2 rRNA genes are annotated in these 3,408 nt (G+C 53.4%); both read left to right on the top strand.

Annotated features, from left to right (window positions below):
- Positions 1–40 precede the first annotated feature (40 nt).
- Positions 41–3,168: ribosomal RNA gene (locus E3T47_RS07110) — 23S ribosomal RNA — on the top strand.
- Positions 3,169–3,290: 122 nt separating this feature from the next.
- Positions 3,291–3,407: ribosomal RNA gene (gene rrf / locus E3T47_RS07105) — 5S ribosomal RNA — on the top strand.
- Position 3,408 lies beyond the last annotated feature (1 nt).

The raw sequence follows: 3,408 nt of genomic DNA, 5'->3' as shown, positions 1-3,408 counted from the left end.
GAATTTATTCGCGGCACTTAATCGATTCAAACTCATGTGATTTCAAATTTTTAAGAGCAAACGGTGAATGCCTTGGCATGTAGAGCCGAAGAAGGACGTAGTAATCTGCGATAAGCCTCGGGGAGTTGATAAACGAACTGTGATCCGAGGATGTCCGAATGGGGAAACCCCGCCAGGCCCGTGAGGTGACCTGGTGACTCCCGCCTGAATATATAGGGCGGGTAGAGGGAACGTGGGGAAGTGAAACATCTCAGTACCCACAGGAAGAGAAAACAACAGTGATTCCGTTAGTAGTGGCGAGCGAACCCGGATGAGGCTAAACCGATCATGTGTGATAGCCGGTAGGCGTTGCATGGTCGGGGTTGCGGGACTTTTCTGCCTATTCTACCGAATGGTAAGGGTTAGAACGTTGTATAGACGAACAGGATTGAAAGCCTGGTCATAGAGGGTGCGAACCCCGTAGTCGAAATGCAGCAATCGCCCGAGAAGTATCCCAAGTAGCACGGGGCCCGAGAAATCCCGTGTGAATCCGTCAGGACCACCTGATAAGCCTAAATACTCCTACATGACCGATAGTGAACAAGTACCGTGAGGGAAAGGTGAAAAGTACCCCGGGAGGGGAGTGAAATAGTACCTGAAACCGTTTGCTTACAAACCGTTGGAGCCAGCTTTGTTCTGGTGACAGCGTGCCTTTTGAAGAATGAGCCTGCGAGTTAGTGATATGTGGCGAGCTTAACCCGAGAGGGGAATGCGTAGCGAAAGCGAGTCTGAATAGGGCGATTCAGTCGCATGTCCTAGACCCGAAGCGAAGTGATCTATCCATGGCCAGGTTGAAGCGACGGTAAGACGTCGTGGAGGACCGAACCCACTTCAGTTGAAAATGGAGGGGATGAGCTGTGGATAGGGGTGAAAGGCCAATCAAACTTCGTGATAGCTGGTTCTCTCCGAAATGCATTTAGGTGCAGCGTTGCGTGTTTCTTGCCGGAGGTAGAGCTACTGGATGGCCGATGGGGCCTAAAAGCTTACTGACGTCAGCCAAACTCCGAATGCCGGTAAGTGAGAGCGCAGCAGTGAGACGGTGGGGGATAAGCTTCATCGTCGAGAGGGAAACAACCCAGACCACCAACTAAGGTCCCAAAGCGCGTGCTAAGTGGGAAAGGATGTGGAGTTGCACAGACAACCAGGAGGTTGGCTTAGAAGCAGCCACCCTTGAAAGAGTGCGTAATAGCTCACTGGTCAAGTGATTCCGCGCCGACAATGTAACGGGGCTCAAGCACGCCACCGAAGTTGTGGCATTGATATTTTTGGTTAGCCGCACCCTTGTGGTGTTGGTTCAGCCGTGTTGATGGGTAGGAGAGCGTCGTGTGGCCAGCGAAGCGGCGGTGTAAACCAGCCGTGGAGGCCACACGAGTGAGAATGCAGGCATGAGTAGCGAAAGACGGGTGAGAAACCCGTCCTCCGAAAGATCAAGGGTTCCAGGGCCAGGCTAATCCGCCCTGGGTAAGTCGGGACCTAAGGCGAGGCCGACAGGCGTAGTCGATGGACAACGGGTTGATATTCCCGTACTGACGAAAAACCGCCCAAGCTAATCCAGTAATGCTAAGCATCTGAATCCCCTAGATGGATCCCTTCGGGGTGAAGCGTGGGGCCTAGCGTGCGACCCTATGCTGGTGCGGTTAGCGTATTAACAGGTGTGACGCAGGAAGGTAGCTGAGCCGGGCGATGGTTGACCCGGTCTAAGGATGTAGGGCGAACGATAGGCAAATCCGTCGTTCATGATGCCTGAGACCCGATGGGTAGCCCGTAAGGGTGAAATCAGTGATCCTATGCTGCCAAGAAAAGCATCGACGCGAGGTTTTAGTCACCCGTACCCCAAACCGACTCAGGTGATCAGGTAGAGAATACTAAGGAGATCGAGAGAATCGTGGTTAAGGAACTCGGCAAAATGCCCCCGTAACTTCGGGAGAAGGGGGGCCTGAGGCGTGAACGGACTTGCTCCGGGAGCGTTCGAAGGCCGCAGAGACCAGTGGGAAGCGACTGTTTACTAAAAACACAGGTCCGTGCTAAGTCGCAAGACGATGTATACGGACTGACGCCTGCCCGGTGCTGGAAGGTTAAGAGGAACGGTTAGCCGCAAGGCGAAGCTGAGAATTTAAGCCCCAGTAAACGGCGGTGGTAACTATAACCATCCTAAGGTAGCGAAATTCCTTGTCGGGTAAGTTCCGACCTGCACGAATGGCGTAACGACTTCCCAGCTGTCTCAACCGCGAACTCGGCGAAATTGCATTACGAGTAAAGATGCTCGTTACGCGCAGCAGGACGGAAAGACCCCGTGACCTTTACTACAGCTTGGTATTGGTGTTCGGTGTGGCTTGTGTAGGATAGGTGGGAGACTGTGAAGCTTGGACGCTAGTTCAGGTGGAGTCATTGTTGAAATACCACTCTGGTCATATTGGATACCTAACTTCGAACCGTGATCCGGTTCAGGGACAGTGCCTGGTGGGTAGTTTAACTGGGGCGGTTGCCTCCTAAAAAGTAACGGAGGCGCCCAAAGGTTCCCTCAACCTGGTTGGTAATCAGGTGTCGAGTGTAAGTGCACAAGGGAGCTTGACTGTAAGACTGACAAGTCGAGCAGGGACGAAAGTCGGGACTAGTGATCCGGCAGTGGCTTGTGGAAGCGCTGTCGCTCAACGGATAAAAGGTACCTCGGGGATAACAGGCTGATCTTGCCCAAGAGTCCATATCGACGGCATGGTTTGGCACCTCGATGTCGGCTCGTCGCATCCTGGGGCTGGAGTAGGTCCCAAGGGTTGGGCTGTTCGCCCATTAAAGCGGTACGCGAGCTGGGTTTAGAACGTCGTGAGACAGTTCGGTCCCTATCCGCTGCGCGCGCAGGAAATTTGAGAAGATCTATCCCTAGTACGAGAGGACCGGGATGGACGAACCTCTGGTGTGTCAGTTGTTCCGCCAGGAGCACCGCTGATTAGCTACGTTCGGAACGGATAACCGCTGAAAGCATCTAAGCGGGAAGCCGGCTTCGAGATGAGATTTCCATCCCTTCGGGGGAGAGGCTCGCAGCTAGACTACTGCGTTGATAGGCCGGATGTGGAAGTGGGGACTAAAGACCCATGGAGCTGACCGGTACTAATAAGCCGATAATTTGATAACACTCAGTTTGAAGAAGCTGCTTTAGCGTCCACTATGTGGTTCTCGATGTACGGTCGAGAACAACACTCCCGTCAGGGGAGTGCTATAACTAAAAAATATAGAATCGATTCATCGGAAGATGTTTCGGCGGCTATAGCGAGAGGGAAACGCCCGGTCACATTCCGAACCCGGAAGCTAAGACTCTCAGCGCCGATGGTACTGCAGGGGGGACCCTGTGGGAGAGTAGGACACCGCCGGACT

The organism is Cryobacterium ruanii (genome assembly GCF_004404055.1).
Lineage (GTDB): Bacteria > Actinomycetota > Actinomycetes > Actinomycetales > Microbacteriaceae > Cryobacterium > Cryobacterium ruanii.
The sequence above is the reverse complement of the archived record's forward strand: the minus strand, read 5'-3'. Positions and strand labels throughout refer to the sequence as shown.